The organism is Arenibacter flavimaris (genome assembly GCF_030291335.1).
GTDB lineage: Bacteria > Bacteroidota > Bacteroidia > Flavobacteriales > Flavobacteriaceae > Arenibacter.
In genome coordinates this window covers 1-20,250 of the sequence record NZ_JASWIM010000049.1, presented here as the reverse complement: position 1 = coordinate 20,250, position 20,250 = coordinate 1, and the positions used below count along the sequence as shown (strand labels likewise).

The 20,250-nt window shown below is 39.9% G+C and carries 18 protein-coding genes; 7 read left to right on the top strand and 11 right to left on the bottom strand.

Annotated features, from left to right (window positions below; translation table 11 throughout):
* Window positions 1–50: 50 nt before the first annotated feature.
* The 3 genes from QSE00_RS23200 (at window position 51) to QSE00_RS23190 (ending at window position 2,949) form a co-directional block, all read left to right on the top strand.
* Window positions 51–1,358, top strand: a complete 1,308-nt coding sequence (locus QSE00_RS23200) for a dicarboxylate/amino acid:cation symporter (RefSeq protein ID WP_110357607.1) — start codon at window positions 51–53, stop codon at window positions 1,356–1,358.
* 102 nt (window positions 1,359–1,460) lie between these two features.
* Entirely contained in the window at window positions 1,461–2,630 is a 1,170-nt protein-coding gene (locus QSE00_RS23195) for a flavohemoglobin expression-modulating QEGLA motif protein (RefSeq protein ID WP_286107706.1), read from the top strand.
* Window positions 2,631–2,775: 145 nt separating this feature from the next.
* Window positions 2,776–2,949, top strand: a complete 174-nt coding sequence (locus QSE00_RS23190; protein ID WP_093980103.1) for a hypothetical protein — start codon at window positions 2,776–2,778, stop codon at window positions 2,947–2,949.
* Between the two features lie 81 nt (window positions 2,950–3,030).
* Here QSE00_RS23190 and QSE00_RS23185 read toward each other — a convergent pair whose 3' ends face one another.
* The 7 genes from QSE00_RS23185 to QSE00_RS23155 all read right to left on the bottom strand — a co-directional run bounded on the left by QSE00_RS23185 (window position 3,031) and on the right by QSE00_RS23155 (window position 11,187).
* A complete protein-coding gene (locus QSE00_RS23185; protein WP_286107705.1) occupies window positions 3,031–5,541 on the bottom strand; it encodes a TonB-dependent receptor in 2,511 nt (836 codons plus the stop codon).
* Window positions 5,542–5,544: 3 nt separating this feature from the next.
* Window positions 5,545–6,039, bottom strand: coding sequence for a hypothetical protein (locus tag QSE00_RS23180; protein ID WP_110357604.1), 495 nt, complete (start codon window positions 6,037–6,039; stop codon window positions 5,545–5,547).
* A gap of 179 nt (window positions 6,040–6,218) precedes the next feature.
* Window positions 6,219–6,563 carry an arsenate reductase (glutaredoxin) gene (arsC, locus tag QSE00_RS23175; RefSeq protein WP_286107704.1) on the bottom strand — a complete coding sequence of 115 codons (345 nt, stop codon included), beginning with the start codon at window positions 6,561–6,563 and terminating at the stop codon, window positions 6,219–6,221.
* A 137-nt stretch (window positions 6,564–6,700) separates the two neighbouring features.
* Window positions 6,701–7,799, bottom strand: a protein-coding gene (prfB, locus tag QSE00_RS23170; RefSeq protein WP_286107703.1) for a peptide chain release factor 2 whose coding sequence is annotated in 2 segments (ribosomal slippage) — window positions 6,701–7,735 and window positions 7,737–7,799 — 1,098 coding nt in all. Because the reading frame shifts where the segments join, the coding sequence is not laid out codon by codon here.
* Window positions 7,800–7,868: 69 nt separating this feature from the next.
* Window positions 7,869–8,720, bottom strand: coding sequence for a transglutaminase-like domain-containing protein (locus QSE00_RS23165; protein ID WP_286107702.1), 852 nt, complete (start codon window positions 8,718–8,720; stop codon window positions 7,869–7,871).
* 43 nt (window positions 8,721–8,763) lie between these two features.
* Complete coding sequence (locus QSE00_RS23160) at window positions 8,764–9,711, bottom strand: alpha-E domain-containing protein (RefSeq protein ID WP_286107701.1); 948 nt, start codon at window positions 9,709–9,711, stop codon at window positions 8,764–8,766.
* A gap of 9 nt (window positions 9,712–9,720) precedes the next feature.
* Complete coding sequence (locus tag QSE00_RS23155; protein WP_286107709.1) at window positions 9,721–11,187, bottom strand: circularly permuted type 2 ATP-grasp protein; 1,467 nt, start codon at window positions 11,185–11,187, stop codon at window positions 9,721–9,723.
* Between the two features lie 236 nt (window positions 11,188–11,423).
* Between QSE00_RS23155 and QSE00_RS23150 the strand changes: the two genes are divergently transcribed.
* Window positions 11,424–12,446: a threonine aldolase family protein gene (locus QSE00_RS23150; protein WP_286107700.1), complete on the top strand. Its 1,023-nt coding sequence runs from the start codon at window positions 11,424–11,426 to the stop codon at window positions 12,444–12,446.
* Here QSE00_RS23150 and QSE00_RS23145 read toward each other — a convergent pair.
* The 4 genes from QSE00_RS23145 to QSE00_RS23130 form a co-directional block, all read right to left on the bottom strand.
* Entirely contained in the window at window positions 12,441–12,764 is a 324-nt protein-coding gene (locus tag QSE00_RS23145) for a YegP family protein (RefSeq protein WP_286107699.1), read from the bottom strand. The genes QSE00_RS23150 and QSE00_RS23145 overlap by 6 nt on opposite strands.
* A gap of 311 nt (window positions 12,765–13,075) precedes the next feature.
* Window positions 13,076–14,287 (bottom strand): tryptophan synthase subunit beta, encoded by a 1,212-nt coding sequence (gene trpB, locus QSE00_RS23140; protein ID WP_110357596.1) that lies wholly within the window; start codon window positions 14,285–14,287, stop codon window positions 13,076–13,078.
* Between the two features lie 240 nt (window positions 14,288–14,527).
* The gene (locus QSE00_RS23135; RefSeq protein ID WP_286107698.1) at window positions 14,528–14,986 is read right to left on the bottom strand and encodes a thioredoxin family protein; all 459 of its coding nucleotides are present in this window, start codon (window positions 14,984–14,986) and stop codon (window positions 14,528–14,530) included.
* 39 nt (window positions 14,987–15,025) lie between these two features.
* Window positions 15,026–15,352 (bottom strand): YbaB/EbfC family nucleoid-associated protein, encoded by a 327-nt coding sequence (locus tag QSE00_RS23130; RefSeq protein ID WP_110357654.1) that lies wholly within the window; start codon window positions 15,350–15,352, stop codon window positions 15,026–15,028.
* A gap of 189 nt (window positions 15,353–15,541) precedes the next feature.
* Between QSE00_RS23130 and QSE00_RS23125 the strand changes: the two genes are divergently transcribed.
* From QSE00_RS23125 to QSE00_RS23115, 3 genes are all read left to right on the top strand, one after another.
* Window positions 15,542–17,602: a S9 family peptidase gene (locus QSE00_RS23125; protein ID WP_286107697.1), complete on the top strand. Its 2,061-nt coding sequence runs from the start codon at window positions 15,542–15,544 to the stop codon at window positions 17,600–17,602.
* Between the two features lie 83 nt (window positions 17,603–17,685).
* Window positions 17,686–18,726, top strand: coding sequence for a PLP-dependent cysteine synthase family protein (locus QSE00_RS23120; protein WP_110357593.1), 1,041 nt, complete (start codon window positions 17,686–17,688; stop codon window positions 18,724–18,726).
* 124 nt (window positions 18,727–18,850) lie between these two features.
* Complete coding sequence (locus QSE00_RS23115; protein ID WP_110357592.1) at window positions 18,851–20,110, top strand: aminotransferase class I/II-fold pyridoxal phosphate-dependent enzyme; 1,260 nt, start codon at window positions 18,851–18,853, stop codon at window positions 20,108–20,110.
* Window positions 20,111–20,250: the final 140 nt, after the last annotated feature.

Sequence of the window (20,250 nt, the reverse complement as noted above, 5' to 3'; positions counted from 1 at the left end):
GGTGCTTTGTACCACAAAATACTATCTTTCCAATCTAAATCATTGTCGTTATGAGGAAATTGGAATTGCACTGGCAAATTATTTTGGGTATGGTGGGCGGAGTTCTTTTTGCTTTGGCCATGGTTCAGTTCGATTGGGGCCCTAAAATTGTCTCCGATTGGATAAAACCTTTTGGGAATATTTTTATTAACTCCCTAAAGCTCATTGCGGTTCCATTGATATTGGCCTCCTTAATCAAAGGAGTTTCCGATCTGAAGGATATTTCCAAACTTTCCAAAATGGGGGGAAGGACGATCGGAATTTACATTGTAACTACAGTTATCGCCGTTTCCATCGGACTTACCATTGTAAATATAATTAAACCAGGATCCTCCATTTCTGAGGAGACGAGGAACGAATTGGTGGAAAATTACAAAGGAGATGCCGATTCCAGAATATCCCAAGCCAATGAACAAAAGGAGTCCGGGCCACTACAGGCCTTGGAAGATTTGGTGCCCAGTAATATATTTAGCGCAGCCAGCGATAATGGAAACATGTTGCAGGTCATCTTTTTTGCTATCTTTTTTGGAATTGGCTTAATCTTGATACCAGCAGAGCAAGCAGAACCGGTAAAGAAATTCTTTGACGGCTTCAACGAAGTAATTCTTAAGCTGATAGATTTAATTATGCTGGCCGCTCCATACGGAGTTTTTGCCTTGTTGGCCGCTTTGGTAGTGGAATCTCCCAGTTTGGATCTATTTAAGGCACTTGGATGGTACTCGGTAAGTGTATTGTTGGGCTTGGTTTTAATGATAGGGGTCTACATTTTGTTTGTATGGATATTTACCAAACGCAAACCATCATTTTTTATAAATGGAATTTCCCCGGCACAATTGCTGGCGTTTTCCACGAGTTCAAGTGCGGCTACATTACCTGTGACCATGGAGCGGGTAGAGGAGCATTTAGGCGTGGAAGAAGAGGTTGCCAGTTTTGTATTGCCCATCGGGGCCACCATAAATATGGACGGTACCAGTCTTTATCAAGCAGTTGCAGCGGTATTCATTGCACAGGCCTTTGGAATGGATCTTAGTTTTGGAGCCCAATTGGGAATTATAGTTACAGCTACCTTGGCTTCCATAGGTAGCGCCGCTGTACCAGGGGCAGGGATGGTAATGCTGGTCATTGTTTTGGCCCAGGCCGGAATTCCAGAGGCCGGGTTGGCATTGATCTTTGCTGTGGATAGACCTTTGGATATGTGCAGAACAGTGGTCAATGTAACAGGGGATGCTGCGGTATCCATGATGGTGGCAAAATCTGTGGACAAATTGGGGGAACCCAAGGTAAAGGAATGGAGTGACCATTATAAGTCGACCAAATAAATCAAAACCTTTTAATTTTGGCACTGCCACTTATTTGTGGGCCAATTAACTTTTGTAAATTGAATTTTTACGGGCTTACTGCATGAAATTATAATTGTAGATATGGGTAAAGAAATTAGCCGGGAAATTATACAGCAGTTCCCCAATGTATTTGCAATAGACGGCAACTTGGACAGGCTGGTAAAAAAAATTGAATTACTTACCTATTTAAATCCCTTAAATATTGAAAAGGAAAAACATCGTTTTTTTGCCTCCAAGTATGTAGACGAACCTGTATTTAAGTATAAAAAACTACAATTTGATCCCTATAAATTAAACCGTTTGTTCTTTTCCCAGCGTTTGGAGCGCATAAAGGATGAACCTATAAGGAAATTTTATCAGGAAGTGGTGTATTACTATGCCAACATGATACAGTGTATAGAGACCATCGGCCAGGGTAAAAAGTTTTATTACAATTCCCTTAGGGTATATGGCACTCCAACAGAGAAGGATGTACAAAACGCTAGGTTTATCCTGCATGTGACCGATGAGCCCATAACCGGGGATATGGAGAAAATATATACTCCTGAGGACGCAAAGCTTTATTTTGAAGAGTTTGCCCAGCAATATCAATTCCCTTTAAAAATTTCATTTTCCAATAGTATTGCTGCAGATGCCATGGTAAGCAATAATACCCAATCCCTCCTGATCAAGAAAAACACCACTTTTAGTAAAAATCAACTACTAACCCTGGCCAATCACGAGATTGGACTACACTTGGTAACTACCTATAACGGCATGTTACAGCCGTTAAAAGTCTTTTCCAACGGTTTTCCGAAAAACGTGGAAACCCAAGAGGGATTGGCGGTTTTTAGCGAATATATGAGCGGAGCCTTAACCTTAAAAAGATTAAAGGAGCTGGCGTACAGGGTCTTGGCATCTGACAGTTTGATAAAGGGATATAGTTTTTCGGATACCTTCGATATGCTGCACGGGCAGTACAAACTGGACCGGAACAAAGCCTTTACCATAAGTATGCGGGTTCATAGGGGTGGCGGATTTACAAAGGATCGCCTGTATTTAAGTGGATTGAAAAAGATTTATAAACGATATAAAAATGGTTTATCCATGGATACTTTATTGACAGGTAAGGTTACCATGGAGGCTGAGGCTACTATAAATCGTTTTAAGGACCTGGGCTTGGCAAACGATATAACACATACCAATGTGGCCTTTGGGAAGAATTGCAACAAGAACAGTACCTTGGATTTTATCTTGGACAACTTGAAATAATTGATAGGGTAGGACCGTTTCTTTTTGTTCGGGGTTGGATGGAATAAGTTAGATTGTTTATTAAGGATAAATTATTTTAAATACCCCTTGGAATAATAACTTAGATTTTGATATCTTTGTACCACCATTAAAAAACATAGCAATCATGTTCGATTTTGACCAATATTTAGGGTTTTTAGCATTTTTGACCATCTTGACCATTGGGTTTTGGTTGATGATTTTTTTATTGACTTTTGTTATTCCCTACTGGATAGGAGGTTCTATCCTGGAAATATTGAAGGAAAAGCGCGAGGCTAAAAAAGCGAAACGCAACCAATAAAGGTTCGTTATTACAATATATTTAAACATAAAAAGGGAGCCCATCGGCTCCCTTTTTATGTTTAACATGTGGATAAAAGGTTTATCCCTCGAAATCCATATCTTCCCCACCGCCATTTCTACCTTGCCTATTTCCATTTCTTTGGTTTTGGGGTTGGTTGAACCTGTATTGAAACGACAAGGTAATTTGTCTTTGCCTAAATTGAAATTCGCTATAGGTAGCAACATTTTCCGTTCTGGTATCGGTTATACGTTTCCTGGAATTGAATATATCGCTTACGTTTAAAGTCAAAGAGCCTTTGTCCTTTAAAATATCCTTGCTAAGGGCAAAATCCGAATTAAGCATACCTTTGCTGGTATTCTGTGCATCTTCGGAAGGTCCCATATAAAAGAAATTGGTCTGGAAATCAATTTTTCCCGGCAAAGGTAATTTAGCGCTAAAGCGGGTAAACCAAGAAAAATTGTTGGCGTCAAAATTTTGAACAATTTCCTCATTTTGGCTGTTGGTATAGGTATAGTCTCCCTGTAAATCCCTTTGGAAAGCATTAAGGTTCCATGTTAATCTCCAGTTTCTAATGGGTGTATAGGTAGTGGTGAACTCCATACCGATACGGTCTTCAGTAGCCAAATTAATAGGGCTTCTCACCTGTACCGGAACTACGATAGGATTTTGTGGGTCATCCGGATTTTCTATGGTTACAAAATCGCCCGTCTCCCTGGAAACAAATTGAAACACTCCGGTAGATCTGTTAAAGTATCCAGAGGTGGTAAAAGTAAACTTGTCCCATCGCTTTAAATAACCCAAATCATATGCGTCGGTAAAAGTAGGGTCCAAATCCGCATTACCTTGAAAAAGATTAGTGTTACTTGATCTGGAAGGGAAAGGATTGATAAACCTGGAACGAGGTCTTCTAAGTCTTTTGCTATAGCTTAAGGTAAGCTGTTCCTTCTCGGAGAACTCATAGCCCAAAAATAAGGAAGGGAACCAATTTACATAGTCCTTATTGGTAAGTTCGTTGGTGTTCAACAGTTCTATCCCAATATCGGAGGCCTCCACTCTCAATCCGCCCAGAATACTGAATTTGTCAAATTTGGATCCCAACTGCGTATAGGCAGCATTTATATATTCCTTATAATTTAATTCATTGCTGTAGTTGGGGTCGCTATTAAAACCACCATTCTGTTGCTGAATGCCAAAGTCAAAATCGGTATTGTTGTTATTGAAAGTACCCCTATAGCCAAGTTCAAATTGAGACTGGTTATCCTTTCCAAAAGGAAGTACGTAATCCATTTGTACCAATTGGGATATCTGTGTTTGGTCATCTATGGTCCTTTCGGTGTCCAAGGCAATATTATCCCCTAGGATAACTTCCTCTATGATCGAATTCTCGTTGTCGATTCCCTTGGAGTATTGATAGTCGAAGGTAAGGGTATGTCCTTCCCTTTCAAATTTCTTTTGATAATTCAAGGAGTATTGAACCTCCTCCTCAAATTCGTCCTCATTGGTAAAACGGTTTCGTTGGATGGTAGGGGTTCTATTGGCATCAAAATTTGAAAAATCCACATTAACGGTGTTGTCCCCATTGGATTTGCTAAAAACAAAGGAATTGGTGATACTGCTGCTCTCATCCAAAAACAGTTCAAAGCCAACATTGGTATTAAAGCTTTTGTCCTTTCTCTGGTAATCCCTTATTTCATTCTGATAGCTTAACGTATTGCCATTACTGTCAAAGTTTTCTTGGTCGAACAAGGCATTCCCAGGGCCACTGCGATAACGATAGGTGGTGTTGGTAAAGATATTGAAGTTATCCCGTCTTAAATTTAGACTCAAGGAACCTCCGTAAGTCTCTGGATGTCCGGTGTAGAGATTTACCGATCCGTTAACCCCGGCGGTCTTGCTCTGTTTTAATATAATGTTCAAAATACCTGCAGTTCCTTCGGCATCATAGCGTGCGGAAGGATTGGTAATTACTTCAACCTTTTCAATGGCATCCGAGGGCAACTGCTGCAATGCCTCGGGACTCAGACCGGACAAGGCGGATGGTTTGCCGTTGATAAGGATTCTAACGCTTTCGTTTCCCCTTAGACTAATATTGCCCTCCACATCCACAGAGACCGAAGGTACGTTGCTAAGTACATCTGTTACAGAGCCACCTTTGACGGTTAGATCCGACCCTACATTATAAACCTTTTTATCCAGGCGTAATTCTACAGTGGTACGTTCGCCAACTACTTCTACCTCGGCCAACTGGGCAACGTCCAAAGAAAGGCGGATTACACCTAGATCAGTGGAAGACCTTAGGCTTTGATTGTTTAATTTATAGGATTTGTAGGAGATGTATTCTACACTAATATTATAGTTTCCAGGTGAAGTCTCAACTTCAAATCGTCCGTTGACATCTGTAATTCCACCAGTAACCTTTTCGGGATTTCTAACACTTTGTAGTACCAATGTGGCATATTCCAAGGGTTGATCTGTTTCTTGGTCTAAAACGGTCCCAGTTATTTTTATTGGTTCTTGCGGGCCTTGGCCTCCTTGTGCATAAGTTGTTAAAGTGAGGAGAAATAATGTAACTGGGATTAGTCTTTTCATTTGCTATGTTTTGGATTTATTTTTTTTCTTTTTCTTCTTTTTTTCCTTGACCTTTTTAAAACCGTTTTTCTGTAGTTCTACAAAGGCCTCGTATTTATCGGCAGGTAATCCGGCCATAAGCTCTTCGTCCTGCTTTTGCGTAATTTTCTCATAACTCTCCCTCATTTTATCGGGCGGTAAATCCAGTATCTGCAATTCAATTCTTTCCTGGAGATACTTTTTTAAGGTGGTACTCAGAACTGCTTCTTCGAACGGGTTTAAACCTAATTTTTCTGTTATTCCCGGCATTTCCTGATCTACAATTTGCTCCGCTGTTAGTTTTTCAGGCTCCTTGGGAGTTTCCTGTACCTGTGGAATGCTATTTCTCTGTCTGCCATACCCTCCATATCCTCCGTATCCATATCCGTACCCATTGCCGTACCCATATTGGGCACTTAAAAAAGGAAAGGATAATACGATAAATAAAACACTAAAAAATAATCTTTTGTCAGTTTTCATAATGTCGCTGGTTAATGGGATTCCAAAATTAATAGATGGTTTAACCCTTAAGGGTTAAATCTTTGTTAAAATGAATATTTCAAGAATTGTGCCGCAATTGGACCATTGGGGGTCTAATTTATTATTAGGTGAAAAATGTACTATTAAACATTTCTTTTGCCAAGCACTCAAAGATGGCACTAGCCTAAAAGTGTCTTTATTTTTTCGGGCGGACGTCCAACCACCCCTTTGTTGTCCATGATGACGATGGGGCGTTCTATGAGCTTGGGGAACGCTATCATGGCTGAAATTATTTCATCGTCCGTCATGGTTTTGCCTTTGAATTTTTCCTTCCAAATAGCTTCGTTGGTTCGCACCAATTGCAATGGTGACATGCCCAAAATCTTTAAAATGGTTTCCAATTCTTTCTTGGAAGGCACCTTTTCAAGATATTTAATTATCTCGAAGTCGTTTCCTGAGTTTTCTAAAATGGCCAAACCTTCCCTGGACTTTCCACATCTGGGGTTGTGATATATTTTAATCATAATTTATTTGGTTTTAAGGTTGATGGCTAAACTTTCCGGGTTACAACTGGTCACGTTTGGAATCTTTGGACCGGGTTCCGGAAACTTTCAAGCCTTTATCTGTAACAAGTTATAAGGTTGTAATGGGGAGTAATAAATCAACTCTCTTCCTTTTGCCCCATCATCATAAGATAGGCCTTTAAGAATTGATCAATATTACCATCCATAACCGCCTCTACATTGCCTGTTTCTTCACCTGTACGCACGTCTTTCACCAATTTGTACGGGTGCATTACGTAATTCCTGATCTGTGAGCCCCATTCAATTTTCATTTTGGAAGACTCAATTTCCTGTCTGGCTTCCATTTTCTTGCGCAATTCTATTTCGTACAATTGGGATTTAAGCATTTTTAGTGCAGTGGCCCTATTGTCGTGCTGCGACCTTGAATCTGAACAGGAAATCTGAATTCCCGAGGGTTTATGTGTCAGCTGCACCTTGGTTTCCACTTTGTTCACATTCTGCCCTCCAGCACCGCTGGATCTCGCTGTGGTGATCTCCACATCTGCCGGATTTATATCAATTTCGATACTGTCGTCCACCAGTGGGTAAACGTAAACGGAAGCGAAGGAGGTATGACGCTTGGCATTACTGTCGAAAGGGGAAATACGTACCAGCCTGTGTACGCCATTCTCTCCCTTAAGCCACCCAAAGCTATAATCGCCCTCAATTTCCAAGGTTACGGTTTTAATTCCTGCAACATCACCTTCCTGATAATTGAGTTCCTTTACCTTATACCCGTTTTTTTCACTCCACATCATATACATCCGCATCAACATGGAGGCCCAGTCACAACTTTCCGTGCCTCCGGCACCTGCCGTTATTTGGAGTATGGCCGTTAGTTCATCTCCCTCGGAAGAGAGCATATTTTTAAATTCCAATTTCTCCAAGGCTTCAACGGTCTTGTCGTAATGACATTCAACATCGGCCTCGGACATTTCACCTTCTTTCTGAAATTCCAAAAAAATCTCCAGATCGGCAACTAAAGTTTGAGCGCTGTTGAAATCATCGACCCATTGTTTCTTGGACTGAATCAATTTCATCTGCTCCTGTGCCTCTTGGGGGTGGTTCCAAAAATCGGGAGCCAGGGTCTTTTCTTCCTCGTTCTCTATTTCTACAAGCTTGGCATCAATGTCAAAGATACCTCCTTAACGCACCAAGGCGATCAATGAGACTCTTATAATGGTCCGTGGTTATCATATTCTATTATTATTTTCAGCCAAAAATAGGATTCTTTTTTCTGATTATGTACCAAATATGAAATGATATTTATTGTTCGGCCTGTACTTCCACGGAATGGGAGGTTTTATTAGCGCCTTGTGAATATACTACGCCTTTTAAAGGGGCGCAATCATTATAGTCTTTACCGTGGGCTACTTTAATATGGTTGTCATTGACCAATAAATTGTTGGTAGGGTCAAAGCCTATCCAGCCAACTTGGGGGATATATGCTTCAGCCCAAGCATGCATTTGCGAGTCGCCAAAGTAACCATTACCCTGGTGCAGGTAACCCGAGACATAGCGGGTGGGAATATTATTTGCTTTTGCCAAAGCACAGAATAAATGTGTGAAATCCTGGCATACCCCCTCAGGATTATTTATGATTTCTTCCAATAAGGTATTCACATGGGTAACGCCAGTATTGAAATGAATAAAAAGATAGATCCATTTATTTAGTTTTTGAAGATTCTCGAATATACTTATGGAGGTATCAAAAACAAACAAGTTTTCTGAACCGGCTGGCAAGGCAGTATATTTGGTCTCACGCAGATAAGGCTCATGATCTACCTTGAAATTCAAACTTTTAACAAGTTCATAGTTGCTTGGGATATCAAAGATTGGAATTTGTCCAAAAGGGTTGAAGCTTATTTTTTTTAGTTTAAAAGTGGCACTGAAGTTAATTTTCTGGAATCGTTCCGAAGTATTTATCCTAATGGTCTGAAATCCAAAACCATTTTGGGAAAAACCACCTTTGGCTTCCAATGAATTTTTTATTTCCACGCTGATCAATTCTTGCGTGTCGTTATTCTCAGGAATGATCAAAAATTGCCAATATGCATTTTCTACAGGATTTTCGTAGTTATTTTCGGCAGAATAAGTAACTGAATATTCAAATGACATTATAAGTAGTTGTTAACGCAAAGGTAATCCAATGGATTATAAATCAATAGTTAAAAAATTCATTTTCCATTTTAAGACTAATCTGCACCAGACTATTGAGTATTTTTTCAATAAAGCCCTGAATGTCTTCCTCAATTTCTTCGGCAAATTTAAATTCATATTCTCCCTTAACTTTACTTATTAAAAAAGCGGTGGAATTTTTATCCGGAGTTTTGGATTCATCCAAAACTTTAATATGCTTATATACTTGGTTTATACTATTGATGACAGATCTTGGACAATCCGGATTTAAAATTAAGAATTCCAAAGTGGAAATACTGGTAGGTGTCTTTTTATAATATCTGCGCATCATATCATAAGATTCCACACATTTAAGAAGTGTGGTCCATTCAAAGCTATTGCTAATTTTATCGCCATAACTCCCTTTGGCCTTTACGGCATCATTGTATTTGGCATTAATGATTCTGATTACCTGCGTGGCCCTCTCCAGATTTATACCGAGCATAATAATTGCATACACCTCGTCATGCAAAAGCGTACCTCTTATTTTTCCTCTTAAAATGGCGGTCATTTCAGTGATGTTTACGGTAAAATCGTATAGTCCCTTTTTTGTGAAATCGTCTATCGAATACCTGATTACAAAATGATAAAATTTATTGATGGATTCGTACAGTTCCGTAGAAATAAGGTCTCTGGCACTATTGGCATTCTCTCGGGCATATTTTACATTGTTGATAATGGAATAAGGTAAATTGGCATTTAGTCCTATGTTGAATAAAATATCTTCTTCTTTAAGAATTATGGAATCGTCATCCAATGGCTCCCCTACCAAGAACATCATGGATTGAAGAACAAATTGTCTGGATTGTGACAGCTCGTTCGGTGCGTCCAATGATGAGAAATAATTTACATTTAAGTATCTGGCAACATGTTCGGAACGTTCAATATAACGCCCCATCCAAAAAAGGTTATTGGCAACTCTAGCTAACATAAGATTTTTTTATTTTTTTAATACCCAGGTATCTTTGGAACCACCTCCTTGGGAGGAATTAACAATTAAGTTTCCTTTTTTTAGTGCTACTCGAGACAATCCACCTTTGAGTACAAACTCCTTTTTATTGCCCAATAGGGTAAATGTCCTAAGATCTACATGACGTTGTTCAAAAGATTCACTGTCATCTATATAGGTTGGATGTACCGATAAGGACATAATGGGCTGGGCAATGTATTTTCTAGGATTTTGTTTTATTTCTTCTTGAACTACCTTAATTTCAGCCTTAGAAAGTCTGTTGCCAATTGATATACCATAACCGCCTGCTTCATCCACAGGCTTCACCACTAGTTCATGTATGTGTTCCAATACATATTTAAGTTCATTCGGCCTACTACAATGGTAGGTGTGTACATTGTTGAGAATGGGAGTCTCATCCAAATAATATTTAATGATTTTCGGCATGTAGGTGTAGATGGCTTTATCATCTGCTACTCCTGTGCCCGGAGCATTTGCCAAACAAACATTGCCTTTTATATAGGCAGCGAAAAGACCTGGTACCCCCAATGACGAATCGGCCCTAAATTCCAGGGGATCTATATATTGGTCATCCACTCTTCGGTAAATCACATCAACCTTAATGGGTCCACGAATGGTTTTCATGTAGACAAAATCGTTCTCAACAAATAGATCTCTACCTTCCACCAATTCCACACCCATAGCTTTTGCCAGATATGAATGTTCGTAAAAGGCAGAATTGTACATACCTGGTGTAATAACCACACAATTTGGGACATCGACCCCTTTTGGTTTTACACTTTCCAATATATCCAATAGGTTTTCGGCGTAGTTGGTCACAGAATGCGTTTTATAATGATTGAAAACCCCGAAGAGCGCTCTTTTTAAGGCAGTACGATTACAAATAACATAACTTACCCCGGAAGGACATCTAATGTTGTCCTCAAGGACATAATAGTTGCCATCCGAGTGTTTAATAATGTCAGTGCCAGATATGTGGTTGTAAATGCCCCCAGGAGGGTCAACTCCAATCATTTGATGTAAATAGTTAGCAGAGGAACTGATCAAGTCCAGTGGAACTATGCCATCTTTGATGATTTTTTTATCGTGATAAATATCCCATAAAAATAGGTTTAATGCTCTACTGCGCTGTACAGCGCCCCTTTCAATGATTTCCCATTCATCCTCATCTATGATTCTTGGAAATAGATCGAATGGAAATATTTTCTCCTGCGTTTCTTTATTGTCGTATACCTGGAAAGTGATTCCTTGGTTAAAAAATGAGGACTTGGCCTTATTGTTCAATTGCACATAGTCTTGAATGGAATGATTCCCGTACAGATCTAACAATTTTTGATAAACATTTTTAGCCGCTCCATCATTGTTGAAAACTTCATCAAAAAGTGCAGGATTGTTGATATAAGAAGAAAATATCGGTTTTTTTACCTCTGGCTTCATAGGTATGTTTTTCTTCAAGTTACTTTATTTTAGTTAGATACAAGCGATTTAATTTTTTTAAGCAAGAGAATTATCCATACTTAAAAAATGGAATGGTATTATTGTTAATTCACATTAAATGAAAGGAAAAAAATAGCTACTTGAAAAATGTTTAATACGTTTACATAAATTTAAGAACCCACATTCAATAAGTTTGTTCATCCTGATTCATTTGTTATATATAATTTTCAATCTTTATGTTGATAAATCTTATTAGTGATACCGTCACAAAACCTACGCCTGGTATGTTGCAGGCCATGATGACCGCTGAGGTAGGGGACGATGTTTTTAAAAATGACCCTACTGTCAACAAGTTGGAAGAAATGATGGCGGGCTTGTTCGGAATGGAAGCGGCCCTGTTTTTTCCTAGCGGGACCATGGCCAATCAAACAGCGATTAAAATACATACCCAACCTGGGGAACAATTGATCTGCGATAAGTACGCCCATGTTTATAATTACGAAGGGGGAGGGGCGAGTTTTAACAGTGGTGTTTCCTGTAGATTGGTAGACGGCCATAGGGGAATGATGACGGCAGGGCAAGTAAAGGAAGTAATAAACCCACCCGACTTTTATCATAGTCCATTAACCTCCTTGGTTTGTATAGAAAATACTACCAATAAAGGCGGAGGGGCCTGTTGGGATTTAGAGGAATTGAGGTCCATTGGAAAGGTGTGCGACGAGCATCACCTAAAATATCATTTGGATGGAGCCCGACTTTGGAACGCCCTGATTGCCAAAAATGAATCGACTTTGGATTATGGGGCACTGTTCCATACCATCAGTGTATGTTTGAGCAAGGGGTTGGGGTGCCCCGTAGGTTCCGTGCTGTTGGGAGATAAAGAGCTTATAGGAAAAGCACTCAGGGTGAGGAAGGTACTTGGCGGTGGAATGCGGCAGGCAGGCTACCTTGCGGCGGCCGGAATCTACGCCCTGGAGAACAACAGGGAAAGATTGGCGGAAGACCATAGGAAGGCGAAGGAAATAAATTTATTGCTAAATGGATTGCCCTACATTAAAAAGGTAGAGCCCACGGAAACCAATATTGTGATTTTTGAAATTGATGAAAAGCAAATGACCACTGCTGACTTTATGGATAAATTGAACAAGAGGGGTATTCAAATCATTGGGATGGGTCAAAATAAACTACGGATAGTTACCCACATGGATTATACGGATGAAATGCATGGGGCTTTTATGGATATTCTTCCAAATCTATAGGTCAATGGGATCAGGTAAAAGCGATATGCTTGTTTTAAGGTTTTTTATGCCATTTTCCATTCCGGCCTCTGAACTATAAAGCATGGAGCTGCCAATAATTTTGCCTTCACTGTTTTTCAATGTAAAAAGAAATTTGCCGTTATAGTCGGTCTTGCGTTCAAACACAGAAGATTGCCTAATGAGGACCTTGAGATTGGCAATGGTCTTGTTGATTTCCTCCCTGTTGTTGAAGGGAATACTGGTCAGAAGTGCCTGTCCACTTTCCGATTGCAGACTAAAGGTATATTTGGTATCCGATTCCTTTATTATTTTAAGCATAGCCCCCCGCAACTTTTTTTAAAGTTACACAAAAAAATGTGATTTTTTAATTTTAACCACCTTATCCAGCAATATTTCCGCTGCCCCGTACATGGCCCTTGTGAGGTAGGAGGAGGGTAATTTTGCCTCTCCTTGATGAGTTGGTATTAAGCTATTGTAAGCTAACCTTAGGCATAAAGCTATAGATAGTTTGGGTTAGGGTTGGCAATTGTAACAAAACGTTGGGTGATTGGATTTCTTTCCATATAAAAGGGCGCCCAAATTACCTGAAAAATTGACTTTTGGACGCCCCTGGGTTTAATTGTATAAAATTATTTTGCTTCTTCCGGTAGGCCATAGGTGTCAACCACATAATCCAAATCCTTATCGCCTCTACCACTTAAATTGACCAATATGGAGGATCGTGGATCTTGTTGTGCCAATTTTATGGCATATGCCACTGCATGGGCACTTTCCAATGCAGGAATGATACCTTCCAAACGACTCAATTCATAAAAGGCATCCACGGTTTCCTGGTCCGAAACAACGTCATAGGTAACTTTTTTAAGATCCTTCAGCATGCTGTGTTCAGGGCCAACCCCAGGATAATCCAAACCACTGGCCACCGAATGTACTGCGCCCGGTTCCCCTTTATCGTCCTTCAGCATATAACACTTAAATCCGTGGATAATTCCGGGACTGCCCAAGGTCATCGTAGCGGCATGTTCTCCGTATTCCATGGAGCGGCCACCAGGTTCCACCCCGTATAAGGTGCATTCCGATTCTTCCAAAAATGAGGAAAATATACCCATGGCATTACTGCCGCCACCTACACAGGCTACTACCTTATCCGGTAATTCTCCCGTCATTTCAAAAAATTGCTCCTTGGCTTCTATACCGACCACCCGCTGAAAATCCCGCACCATCATGGGAAAGGGATGTGGGCCAACGACAGAGCCAATACAGTATATGGTGCTTATAGGATCTTTTAAATAGGCTTCAAAGGCAGAATCCACAGCTTCTTTTAATGTCTTTAAACCATGGGAGACCGGCACTACTTTTGCGCCAAGGATTTTCATGCGTACCACGTTGGGGTGTTCCTTGGCAATATCTACCTCTCCCATATGTATCTCACATTCCAACCCAAAATAGGCGGCTGCCGTTGCCAAAGCAACCCCATGTTGTCCGGCCCCGGTTTCTGCAATTAGTTTCTTTTTGCCCAAATGTTTTGCCAAAAGCGCCTCTCCCATACAATGGTTAAGTTTATGGGCCCCTGTATGGTTCAGGTCTTCACGTTTCAGATATATTCTTCCTCCATATTTTTCGGAGAGCCTGTTGCAATAATAAACGGGGGTTGGCCTGCCTTGATAATGTTTCCGAATACTTCGGAGTTCCGAAATAAAATTGTGGGATTTACTAATGGAATAATAAGCATCCGTAATTTTTTTCATTTCCGCTTCAAGAACGGGAGGTATAAAGGCACCACCGTATTCTTTAAAAAAACCATTTTCGTCTGGATAGGTCTTAAAATAATTGTCCAACATAATTAAAGTGAAGTTTGTAATGGATAAATAAGTTAGAAGGCAAAAAACAAATGCCTTTACAATTATAATGAATTCTTAAATAAATATCCCCTTTTCCCAAGGGGAATATAGCACAGTTGCTAGGTTTTTAGCCTGTGGTATGCCGTAAGTAAATAAGGTGGTATTTATACAAAAGGATGCAATTCGTATTGCAATACGCCCTGAATTATTTCTGAATAAAAGAATTGGTTGGGGGTTAAATCACATTTTGCTGTTCCTCTTGAGAAAATCCAAATACTTTTCCACATCCGCTTTGGAGCCGTAACCGGAAAGGGTGGCCACTTCTTTTTCTTCGGTGTTGATCAGGCTAATTAGGGGAAATACCCCCTTTTTGTTCCATTGGGACAATAAAGCCTTGTTCCTTTGCATGTTCTCTGCACTAAGCAGTTCTTTCTTTCTGGGGAGATCCACATAAAGTAGCACATAGTCCTTGGCTACTTCCTTAAATTGACTTGTACTAAACAGGTCTTTTTTTAGAGCCTTACATGGGGAACACCAATCGCTACCTGTAAAATACATGAGGATGTGGGTATTGTTTTTTTTTGCAGCCTTTTGGGCATCAGCGTAATCCGTAAGCCAATTGTTTTCTTTGTTATCGGCACTATTGATCTGTGCGTTTACGAGGAATGGAAATAGTAGCAACAAGAAAAAATGCTTCATAATTACAGCTTATGATTAACTGGATAAACTTACTGAAATTTATTTTAAAAAAGAATCCATTCCAGGAATGTTGGGCATTCCTTCCTTGGCCACTGAAGCCAATTCGTTTTCATTTATGGTTGTAGCCTTCTCTATAGCCTTGTTGAGGGTGAGGATCAAATAATCTTCCAGTTGTTCCCTGTCCTGCAAAAGACGATCATCTATAGTAATGGATTTAATGGTTCTATTGGCCGTTATACTCACCTTGAGCAATTGATCAGGGGATTGCTCCTCCAGTATTACGTTATTCATTCTTTCCTTGGTAGCTTTAACTTTTTCCTGGGTTTCTTTCAGTTTTCCCAACATGCCCATCATATCTCCAAACATAATAATAGATTTAAATAGTTCCTTGGCCAAAATTACTAAATTGATCGGGAAATATTGGAATAAAGGTGACAGTTATTGGCATTGGCGGTTAAAAGGTCGGTCAATATAATTATGCATAAAGCATACATTTAATCAGGTGGGTTGCATTTAAATACTATTTTTGCGGTTTCTATAAAATATACCACACTCATGCAGCGGGAATTAAAAGCACCAAGTGCAAAAAAGATTGGGAAACAATTAATAAAGCACAATGATATAAGGACCGATGATTATTATTGGTTGAACGATAGGGAAAATCCGGAAGTCATAGCGTTTCTGGAACAGGAAAACGCATACTACGAGGCTATGACGGCCCATACCAAAGATCTTAGGGAAAGTTTGTTCCTTGAGATGAAATCTAGGATAAAGGAAGATGATTCTTCGGTACCCTACAAGTTTAACGACTATTGGTATGCTACTAGATATGAGGTGGGAAAGGAGTATCCTATTTTCACCAGGCGGTTTCAAAAAGAGGATGCCGAGGAGGAAATTATGTTCAACTGCAACCTTATGGCGGAGGGGTTGGATTATTTTAACTTGGGAGGCTTGTCCATAAGCCCCAATAACGAATTGGCAGCCTTTGGGGTGGATACTGTTTCCCGTAGGCAATACACCCTTCAGATAAAAAATTTGCATACCCAAGAGATATATGCTGATAAAATAGAGAACACAACCGGTAGTGCGGTATGGGCCAATGACAATAAGACCTTGTTCTATACCAAAAAAGACCCAGTTACCCTGAGGTCCAACAATATTTACAGGCATATCTTGGGGACGGCACCCGAGGAAGATGAATTGGTTTTTCACGAGGAGGACGAAACCTTTACCACCTTTGTTTACAAAACAAAATCCAAGGAATTTATAGTTATAGGTTCTTCCAGTACCTTGACCACTGAGTTTCAAATTCTAAGGGCCGACAACCCCAATGGTAAGTTTCAAGTGTTTTCTAAAAGAGTTAGGGGAATGGAATATTCCCTAACCCATTACAAAGACAATTTCTACATACTTACCAATATGGACGGAGCAACCAATTTTAAATTGATGACCACCCCTGAGGACCAAACCGAATCCGAACACTGGGTAGACTTTATACCGCACAGGGAGGAAGTATTGCTGGAGGATATTGAAATGTTTAATGAGTACTACGTTCTGTCCGAGCGCGAGAATGGCTTAAACAAGCTGAAGATTGTCCGATGGGATACGGCGGAAAGCTATTACCTGCCTTTTGACAATGAAACGTATACCGCCTATGTGGGGACCAATCCGGATTTTGATACGGAAATCCTCAGATATGGATATAACTCCATGACCACACCTAGTTCCGTCATCGATTTTAATATGAGGACCATGGAAAAGGAAATAAAAAAGGAACAAGAGGTATTGGGCGGGGAATTTGATAAGGAAAACTATATTTCGGAACGAATTTGGGCCCCTGCCAGGGATGGTAAAAAAATTCCTATCTCATTGGTCTATCATAAAAATACCAAATTGGACGGTTCCAGTCCACTTTTGCAATATGCTTATGGTTCTTATGGGCATACTATCGACCCCTATTTTTCCACAGTTAGGTTAAGTCTGTTAGACAGGGGTTTCGTCTACGCCATAGCCCATGTAAGGGGCGGTGAGTATTTGGGCCGTAAGTGGTATGAGGAAGGACGATTGCTGAACAAGATCAATACGTTTACCGATTTTATTGATTGTTCCCAATTTTTAATCCAAAGAAAATACACAAGTGCAGACCACCTATACGCTTCCGGCGGGTCTGCGGGTGGACTTTTAATGGGGGCAATTGTAAATATGTGCCCGGAAATTTACCACGGGGTAATTGCAGCTGTTCCATTTGTAGATGTGCTTACCACTATGTTGGATGATACCATTCCCTTAACCACAGGGGAATATGATGAATGGGGCAATCCAAATGAAAAGGAATACTACGATTATATGAAATCCTATTCGCCATATGACAATGTATCGAGACAATTGCAACCAAATATGCTGGTTATTACCGGATTTCATGATTCCCAAGTGCAATATTTTGAACCCGCCAAATGGGTAGCCAAACTTAGAGACAATAAATTGGACAATAATTTATTGTTGTTCAATATTAATATGGATGCAGGTCATGGTGGTGCTTCGGGCCGATTTGAATCCTTAAGGGAAGTAGCAAAAGAATATGCATTTTTGTTAGATTTGGAGCATAAAATTCGATAATCAAAAAAAAAGACTAATTTTGTCCTATCAGTATTGACATAAATTAAATAGATGTCGATAAGTTCTAAACCTAGAAACTGTTTATGGAACATAAGATAAACGCTTATAATAACCTCCTAGAACTTGTAGGAAACACCCCGTTAATCAAACTAAATAAAATAGCTGACAACTTAGAAGGTAATTTTTACGCTAAGGTGGAAGGTTTTAATCCAGGACATTCTTCCAAGGACCGTATTGCCCTTTATATAATTGAAGAGGCAGAGCGTAGGGGAATATTGAAGAAGGGGAGTACCATTATAGAAACCACTTCTGGAAATACGGGTTTTAGCATTGCCATGATCAGTATTATAAAGGGGTATGAATGCATCTTGGCAGTAAGTTCAAAATCCTCCAAGGATAAAATAGATATGCTGAGGTCTATGGGGGCCAAAGTATATGTCTGTCCGGCACACGTAAGTGCCGATGACCCAAGGTCCTATTACGAGGTGGCCAAAAGACTGCACGAAGAAACCGAAGGGTCCATCTACATCAATCAATATTTTAATGATCTCAATGCCGAGGCCCATTATAAAAGTACGGGACCGGAAATTTGGAATCAGACCAACGGACATATTACACATTTAGTGGCCTGTAGTGGTACGGGAGGTACCATTTCCGGTACCGCTAAATACCTCAAGGAACAAAATCCCAATATCCGTGTAATAGGTGTGGATGCATATGGTTCCGTTCTAAAGAAATACCACGAAACCGGGGAATTGGATACCAAGGAAATTTACCCATACCGTATTGAAGGTTTGGGCAAAAATTTGATACCTACAGCTACAAATTTCAAGGTGATAGACGAATTTATTAAGGTTACCGATGAGGAAAGTGCCCATACCGCCAGGGAGATATCCAGAACGGAAGGACTTTTTGTGGGTTACACAAGTGGTGCAGTAATGCAAGCGGTAAGGCAACTGGAAGAAATGGGGGAATTTAATGAAAACAGCAATGTAGTGGTTATTTTTCCAGATCATGGTTCCAGATATATGAGTAAGATTTACAGTGATCAGTGGATGTCCGACCAAGGCTTCTTTGACAGTAAAAATGTTGAAGAACCACAAAAAATAGAATTTGTAAAGTAACATTTATGCAAAATATATCCTATAAAGAGCAACGGTTCATAAGTCGTTGCTTTTTATGTATTAAATAAGTTGCATATGCATATTAAAAATATATACTTTTGCATCAACAATCAATGTAGGCTAGATGAGAGATTTATTTGAAAGAATTATAGAGAATAAAGGTCCTTTAGGAAAATGGGCTTCCCAAGCGGAGGGATATTTTGTATTTCCAAAATTAGAAGGTCCTATTTCCAATAGGATGAAGTTCCAAGGAAAGGAAGTAATTACTTGGAGTATAAATGATTATTTAGGGTTGGCCAATTTACCGGAAGTGAAGAAAGTAGATGGCGAGGCTGCAATGGAGTACGGTGCCGCTTTTCCCATGGGAGCAAGAATGATGAGTGGGCACACGGAATTCCACGAACAATTGGAGCAGGAATTGGCTGCTTTTGTTAAAAAGGAATCTGCCTATTTGTTAAACTTTGGATATCAGGGTATGGTTTCTGCCATTGATGCATTGGTTTCCAAGGATGATATAATTGTATACGATGTGGATGCTCATGCCTGTATTATAGATGGCGTACGTTTGCATATGGGTAAACGTTTTACGTTTAAACATAACGATATAGAGAGTCTTGAGAAAAACCTGGACCGCGCCGTTAAAATGGCCGAACAGACCGGAGGAGGTATATTGGTAATATCCGAAGGGGTTTTTGGTATGCGGGGAGAGCAGGGTAGGCTTAAGGAAATTGTAGCTCTTAAGAAGAAATATAATTTCCGGTTGTTTGTGGATGATGCACACGGTTTTGGAACTTTGGGTGAAACTGGGGCTGGAGCAGGTGAGGAGCAGGGAGTACAAGACGATATAGATGTTTATTTTGCCACTTTTGCCAAATCCATGGCAGGAATCGGAGCCTTTTTGGCAGCAGATAAAGAGATTATAGAATATCTTAAATACAATTTACGCTCCCAAATGTTTGCTAAATCATTGCCGATGATTTATGTGAAGGGAGCGCTTAAAAGGTTGGATATGCTTCGTACCCAACCGGAACTGAAGGCCAAATTATGGGAGAATGTAAATGCCTTACAGAACGGACTAAAGGAAAGAGGTTTTGATATTGGTACCACCACTAGTTGTGTTACACCGGTTTATCTTAACGGTAGTATTCCCGAAGCCATGGCATTGGTGAAGGATTTAAGGGAGAATTTTGGAATTTTCTGTTCCATCGTGGTGTATCCCGTAATCCCTAAAGGTTTGATCCTATTGAGAATGATTCCAACGGCCACGCATACTTTACAGGATGTATCCGAAACTTTGGAGGCCTTCTCCGTAATACGTGAGCGATTACAGAATGGCACCTACAAAAGGTTGTCCGCGGCAGTAGCGGCAGCGATGGGAGAATAATTTATTTAACTTAATATAAAAAGAGGTCGTCTAAAAACTAATTAGGCGACCTTTTATTTTTCGGTTTTTCTGATATTATTTTGAACTTGCTTTGTTGATCAGGTAATTTTAGAGGTTAGCTTAATGGGGCAAAGCGATTC

Excerpts from the sequence above, each read along its gene's own strand:
- QSE00_RS23200 (WP_110357607.1), top strand. The coding sequence starts at position 51 with ATGAGGAAATTGGAATTGCACTGGCAAATTATTTTGGGTATGGTGGGC.
- QSE00_RS23195 (WP_286107706.1), top strand. The coding sequence starts at position 1,461 with ATGGGTAAAGAAATTAGCCGGGAAATTATACAGCAGTTCCCCAATGTA.
- QSE00_RS23190 (WP_093980103.1), top strand. The coding sequence starts at position 2,776 with ATGTTCGATTTTGACCAATATTTAGGGTTTTTAGCATTTTTGACCATC.
- QSE00_RS23185 (WP_286107705.1), bottom strand. The coding sequence starts at position 5,541 with ATGAAAAGACTAATCCCAGTTACATTATTTCTCCTCACTTTAACAACT.
- QSE00_RS23180 (WP_110357604.1), bottom strand. The coding sequence starts at position 6,039 with ATGAAAACTGACAAAAGATTATTTTTTAGTGTTTTATTTATCGTATTA.
- arsC (WP_286107704.1), bottom strand. The coding sequence starts at position 6,563 with ATGATTAAAATATATCACAACCCCAGATGTGGAAAGTCCAGGGAAGGT.
- QSE00_RS23165 (WP_286107702.1), bottom strand. The coding sequence starts at position 8,720 with ATGTCATTTGAATATTCAGTTACTTATTCTGCCGAAAATAACTACGAA.
- QSE00_RS23160 (WP_286107701.1), bottom strand. The coding sequence starts at position 9,711 with ATGTTAGCTAGAGTTGCCAATAACCTTTTTTGGATGGGGCGTTATATT.
- QSE00_RS23155 (WP_286107709.1), bottom strand. The coding sequence starts at position 11,187 with ATGAAGCCAGAGGTAAAAAAACCGATATTTTCTTCTTATATCAACAAT.
- QSE00_RS23150 (WP_286107700.1), top strand. The coding sequence starts at position 11,424 with ATGTTGATAAATCTTATTAGTGATACCGTCACAAAACCTACGCCTGGT.
- QSE00_RS23145 (WP_286107699.1), bottom strand. The coding sequence starts at position 12,764 with ATGCTTAAAATAATAAAGGAATCGGATACCAAATATACCTTTAGTCTG.
- trpB (WP_110357596.1), bottom strand. The coding sequence starts at position 14,287 with ATGTTGGACAATTATTTTAAGACCTATCCAGACGAAAATGGTTTTTTT.
- QSE00_RS23135 (WP_286107698.1), bottom strand. The coding sequence starts at position 14,986 with ATGAAGCATTTTTTCTTGTTGCTACTATTTCCATTCCTCGTAAACGCA.
- QSE00_RS23130 (WP_110357654.1), bottom strand. The coding sequence starts at position 15,352 with ATGTTTGGAGATATGATGGGCATGTTGGGAAAACTGAAAGAAACCCAG.
- QSE00_RS23125 (WP_286107697.1), top strand. The coding sequence starts at position 15,542 with ATGCAGCGGGAATTAAAAGCACCAAGTGCAAAAAAGATTGGGAAACAA.
- QSE00_RS23120 (WP_110357593.1), top strand. The coding sequence starts at position 17,686 with ATGGAACATAAGATAAACGCTTATAATAACCTCCTAGAACTTGTAGGA.
- QSE00_RS23115 (WP_110357592.1), top strand. The coding sequence starts at position 18,851 with ATGAGAGATTTATTTGAAAGAATTATAGAGAATAAAGGTCCTTTAGGA.